The 5,427-nt window shown below is 55.8% G+C and carries 6 protein-coding genes; 3 read left to right on the top strand and 3 right to left on the bottom strand.

What is annotated here, in order from left to right; all coding sequences use genetic code 11:
- Together AB4043_RS15155 and AB4043_RS15150 are read left to right on the top strand one after the other, a co-directional pair.
- A partial coding sequence (locus tag AB4043_RS15155; RefSeq protein ID WP_442307418.1) for a penicillin acylase family protein occupies positions 1 to 1,041 on the top strand: 1,041 nt, incomplete at its 5' end.
- Positions 1,042 to 1,197: 156 nt separating this feature from the next.
- Positions 1,198 to 1,587 (top strand): DUF309 domain-containing protein, encoded by a 390-nt coding sequence (locus AB4043_RS15150; protein ID WP_442299015.1) that lies wholly within the window; start codon positions 1,198 to 1,200, stop codon positions 1,585 to 1,587.
- Between the two features lie 273 nt (positions 1,588 to 1,860).
- Here AB4043_RS15150 and AB4043_RS15145 read toward each other — a convergent pair whose 3' ends face one another.
- The 3 genes from AB4043_RS15145 to AB4043_RS15135 form a co-directional block, all read right to left on the bottom strand.
- Positions 1,861 to 2,487 (bottom strand): NAD(P)-dependent oxidoreductase, encoded by a 627-nt coding sequence (locus tag AB4043_RS15145; protein ID WP_442299014.1) that lies wholly within the window; start codon positions 2,485 to 2,487, stop codon positions 1,861 to 1,863.
- A 75-nt stretch (positions 2,488 to 2,562) separates the two neighbouring features.
- The gene (locus AB4043_RS15140; protein WP_442307417.1) at positions 2,563 to 4,638 is read right to left on the bottom strand and encodes a beta-glucosidase; all 2,076 of its coding nucleotides are present in this window, start codon (positions 4,636 to 4,638) and stop codon (positions 2,563 to 2,565) included.
- Between the two features lie 73 nt (positions 4,639 to 4,711).
- Positions 4,712 to 4,993, bottom strand: coding sequence for an ArsR/SmtB family transcription factor (locus tag AB4043_RS15135; RefSeq protein WP_442299012.1), 282 nt, complete (start codon positions 4,991 to 4,993; stop codon positions 4,712 to 4,714).
- Positions 4,994 to 5,061: 68 nt separating this feature from the next.
- On the opposite strand from AB4043_RS15135, the gene AB4043_RS15130 reads away from it, so the two are divergent.
- Positions 5,062 to 5,427 (top strand): TetR/AcrR family transcriptional regulator (locus AB4043_RS15130; protein ID WP_442307416.1); only part of this gene is annotated, 366 nt, incomplete at its 3' end.

Below are 5,427 nucleotides of genomic sequence, written 5' to 3'. Positions count from 1 at the left end.
CGCCTGCAGGTCACGACCTTCAACATCCTCTACGCCGGGCGGGATGGACATATTCTTTACCAGTTCAATGGTGTCGTTCCTGTGCGAACACACGGCAACTTCGCGTATTGGTCCGGCCTGGTGCCTGGAGATTCCTCTGACAACCTCTGGACCAAAGTTCATCCCTATGAGGATCTACCGAGAGTGCTAGATCCTCCAGCCGGATGGATTCAGAACACGAATAACCCGCCTTGGGTTAATACCGCGCTTCCAGCGCTTGATCCGGCGAAGTATCCGCCGTATATGTCACCTGTCTCGCTGTCCCTGCGCTCAGAACAGTCGGCACTTCTCCTGCAGCAGAAAGACAAGCTTACCTTCGATGACTTCGTTGCTCTCAAACTTTCCACCCGTTCGCTGATGGCCGACCGCCTGCTGCCGGAGCTCCTGGAGGCAGCATCTTCCAGCAGCGATCCACTGGTGAAACAGGCAGCAGCAGTACTGAGCAACTGGAACCACTATGACGACAACGATGCGCGCGGGGCGTTGCTCTTCGAGACCTGGGCCGGCAAGTTTGCAGGCCAGCTCTTCAACAGCGACAAGAACTATCAGGTTCCCTGGAGCATGGGCGACCCTCTCGGGACGCCTAAGGGGATCAAGGACCCTCAGCAGGCCGTTGCCATGCTGGCCGACGCCGCTCGCGACACGATCGCGAAATATGGAGCGCTTGACCGCCCCTTTGGGGAGGTTTCCCGTTTCCACATCGCCGACATCAACGTTCCTGGAAATGGAGGCTTCGGCAACACCGGCATCTTCCGTGTCATAACCTGGAGCACGCTTGCACATGGTGAGCGAACGCCAATTCATGGTGAGACCTTTATCGCACTGGTAGAGTTCTCCGATCATGCAAAGGCGGTCGGCATCACTACCTATGGCGAATCGTCACAGCCCGGTTCTCCCCATCGTGGAGATCAGCTTTCTCTCCTTTCGGAGAAGAAGTTTCGTACCTTCTGGCGGACGCCGTCCCAATTAGCCAAGCACATGGAGGCGGAGATGAAGTTCTAACCCCATTGGGTTCATTGCCGATTCCACTTCTARCTCTCTCGACTACTGATTTGCGTCATTTTGGGCACATGGAGGAAATTGCGCCGATTCGGATAAACGGAGCTCTACTCGATGGATGCAGAGAAATAGACATGCCCAATCGCCTATGCTGAAAGAGTGTCTCTCGACTGGAAACGCGGAGCGCTTGCGGAGGGCCTTGCCTGCTACCGGAGCGCAGAATTCTTCTTGGCACACGAGCATTGGGAGAGGGTTTGGCTGAGATTGGATGAGCCGGAGAAAAGTTTTCTGCAAGCACTCATTCAGATCACTGCGGCATTCCACCACCTTCGGGTCGGAAACGATGCTGGTGCAACCTCTCTGTTGAAAAGGGCGCTACGACGACTTGAACGCTGTCCTCGCTGTTTTGGAGGGATCGCCGTAACGCCACTCTGTGCGGAAATTCGCGATTGGGTTCGGGCACTTGAGAGTGCACGTCCGTCCAGCCCAATGGCCTTTCCGCAGATTTGTCCGATTGATCAGCTATCAGAGGTAGCGCCTGAATGCTGAGCTCCCGATGCGCTCGGCGGAGACACCTCATCGCGGGTCGGCCGGACAGTCAGTGTGCCATCGCACCTGGAAAGAGCCGAGCGATAGCGCATCGGCTGGAGCCTTACATGGCTAGGGCGTTTTCCCTGTTGCTGGGTAGCCCGGAAAGGGTGTGCAGCGGCGTTTTCATTGCGGAAAACGCCCATAGATACGGAAGCCCTACTCTACATCTACGGGGAAAATGCTCTAGCGGAGTTGCGCCCACCCAGAGGTCACGTATAACAAACGTCCGACTCAATACACCACCCCAAAGAGCTGTTGCAAATGACCTGGTTCCTCAAGCTCATCAACCAGTGCGACGGCATAATCTTCAGCTGAAATGCGGCTCTGACCGTCCTGATCCGTCATGAAGGTACGTCCACTAAGCCTGAACTTACCAGTGCGTTCGCCAGGTTGGATAAGGGCCGCAGGACTGAGACTCGTCCAGTTGAGGTTCGACTGTTGAAGTAGGATGAGCGCCTCTTTATGTGCCAATCCATGTGATTTCCACTCCGGCGGAAAGTTTGGCGTGTCCACTATTGGAACCCCTGGAGCGACTTCGAGATTACCGGCCCCCCCGACCATTAAAAACCGCTCTACTCCTGCTTGCTCCAGGGCTGAGAGCAGAGACCTTGTTGCATCCGCGAGCAGCTGTGTTGCGTCTTCGGGCGGAGCGTAAGCGCTGATTACGGCATCTACCCCCTTCGCGTTCTCGACAATGCCGGCCGAATCGAGTACGTCGCCTGCGCGCACCTCTATGTCAGTGCGCTTGATCTTCGACGGGGAGCGGACGACCGCGATTACGTTGTGTCCGCGTGACATGAGCTCGTTGAGAATTCGACTCCCGATCATTCCGGACGCGCCATACAGCGTGATTTTCATTGACTTCTCCTTTGGTATTACGTTTCTTCGCGAGAAGAAAGATTTGTCGCCCCTAGCTGAGCATTAGAGGAAGCGTCACTGCAAATTGACTGCGGCAGATAGCGGGAGATCGCGCGAAGAGCCACCGACAAGCAAGTTGTACCTGCCAGGAACCATCTTCCATGTGTCTGCCGATTCATCAAAGATCGTGAGCCGATCCCGCTCGATTGCAATGCTGACCAGCTTCGACGCGCCCGCAGCGAGTTTGACACGTGCCCAGCCGACAAGCCGTTTCGGCGGTTCACCCGCGACCTCGGGGAATGACACGTATACCTGAGCAATCTCTATTCCGATACGCGCGCCTGTGTTCTTCACGGTGAACGACGCCGTCATCGTGTCTCCACCCTGCACCTTCAAGCCGGAGTATTCATAGCTCGTGTACGAGAGGCCAAAGCCGAAAGGAAACAGCACGGGCTTCTGCTCTGCGTCATACCACTTGTAGCCAACTTTTAAGCCTTCGTCGTAGTTAATCTGAAAAGCAGGCAGAGTCTGGAACAACACACTGAAGATGTTCGAATTGTCCGCGACGAGATGGTTGAAGTCCGGGAGGGATCCAGGGGGTGGCAATACCAGATTCGGATGCGGTAGGTCGGCATCGCTCCTGGGGAAGGTCACGGCCAATTTCCCGGTCGGATTCACTGCTCCGGTTAGGATGTTCGCCAGGGCTTCAGATCCACGAATTCCTGGATACCAGGCTTCGACCACACCAGCGACTTTGTCGATCCAGGGCATCGTCGCGGGGCCGCCCGTCTCAAGGACAACGATGGTTTTTGGATTGGCGGCGGCAACCGCTTCGATCAGCTTGTTTTGATCTGGAGAAAGATCCAGGGTCGGTAGATCGACAGCCTCTGACTCCCATTGATATGCAAAGACGATTGCCACGTCGGCGGATTTTGCTGCAGCAGCGGCCGCAGTCAAGTCGTCGCCGGAGACGTAGGAAATCTTCGCCGAAGGCATCTTCGCCATGATGGCGTGCAGTGGTGAACTGGGCATCCAGGCAGGCCGGATGCCGGCTGAGAAAAAGTCATGCGGCGGTGGAGGCGGCACAGGCGATCCTCCGGGCGGATCGACCTGTCCCGAACCTCCTCCGGATGGTACAGCCACGTCAGCGTGTCCCCCAATCAGGACTACCGAGCTGGTATCAGTGGAGAGCGGTAATACGTCATTCTTGTTCTTCAGCAGAACGATGCTCTTCTCAGCGATTTCCTGAGCTATCCGGTAACCACCTTCCACATCTGGCACCTGACCTCGCGTCGGATCATCGAATGTACCTGTCGCGAAGAGGCTACGCAGAACGCGATGCACATGTTCATTGATCTCGTCTTGAGAAACTTCGCCGCTTTCCGCGGCTTTCCTGAGTGCAGTCCCGAAGAAGATGTTATGAGGCTGCTCCATATCGAGCCCCGCGTGCGAAGCCTTGACGGTAGAGTGGGTGCCGCCCCAATCTGCGAGGATGAATCCTCTGAATCGGAAATCCCCCTTGAGGACATCGGTGAGCAGGTAGCTGTTCTCACAGGCGAAGTCGCTATTCACACGGTTGTAGGCGCACATTACGGCGCCGGCATCGGAGATCCTGAGGGCGATCTCGAATGCGCGAAGGTCTGTTTCGCGCATGGCCCTCTTGCTGATGTTTACGTTCAAAGAGTTGCGGCCACTCTCCTGATCGTTGACGGCGAAGTGCTTCAAATCTCCGATGAGGTGTTGGGATTGGATGCCTCGAACGAAGTTGCCTGCCAGGGTGCCGGCCAGCAGCGGATCTTCACCCTGATATTCGAAGGTGCGCCCATCACGCGGTTCCCGCGTCAAATTCACACCGCCGCCGAGCGACATGTTGTACCCCTGATCTCGCAGCTCTCGGCCAATGAGCGAGCCGTATTCGAAGATCATTTCCGGATCCCATGACGAGGCCGCCCCAAGGTTGCTGGGTAACGCTGTGGAATATCGCCCCATTGCCGCACCCTTCGTCACGCCATACGATGAGTCGGCCATCTGGATAGCTGGGATCCCCAGTCGAGGAATGGCGTCTGTTCCATGCAAGGCGCGAGCGAATGTCAGTGACCCCGCGAAGACAAGTGCCGCGAGGGCGGGAACCGGAGTAAATGCAAACTTCATCGTTTTGTTCTCCAAGTCTCAAACTCCTCGGAATCCGCACACGCTCGTGAACCGGTCCAACATCGGCCCACACTCAGGTCCTGACTTTGCAGAATCCTGCCAACTCCAATATGGGCTGTAGGCTCGCCGGGTTTAGTCGATAGCACCTAAATCGACCACGTTTCATGACGGTCACAATTCCGACCTTTTTAAGCACGTGAATGTGCTTGGACACAACCGGTTGAGCAATCCTCATCTGATCGGCTATTTCGCCGACAGTCCATTCCCTTCCATCGCCTATCAGTCGGATCATCTCTCGCCGACGCCGTTCCGCAATTGCGTTGAAGACATCGGTAGTCGTCGCAGCTCTAGCCATAATTACAATTTACGAATATAGTAATTCGTAACCGGATGTCAAGCTAAATCGCGAGATATTATTAATCTATGGAGCCAGAGATCACGATTGATCCTGCCGGGGTTTCCGGGCAGAGAGGGCCAGCTGACCACAAGCGCCGTCAGCAGATTCTCCAGGCCGCCGACGAGCATTTTCGGCTCTACGGGTACCGGAAAACGACGCTTGCGGATATCGCAAAGTCCCTGGATTTGTCGACGCCTTATATTTACAAATTCTTTGACTCCAAACAGGCGATTGGTGAGGCGATTTGTACACATTGCCTCGGCGCCATTCTCTCGGAGATTGCGGAATCAGTCGACGCGGCGAGCTCCCCGGTGGATAAATTACGCTGTGTTTTCACGGGATTACACAGCATCGGGTGGCGAGTACGGACCGAGCATCGAAAACTATACGAC

Source organism: Terriglobus sp. YAF25 (assembly GCF_052113305.1).
Classification (GTDB): Bacteria; Acidobacteriota; Terriglobia; order Terriglobales; family Acidobacteriaceae; genus Terriglobus.
This window is presented reverse-complemented; position numbering and strand designations above follow the sequence as displayed.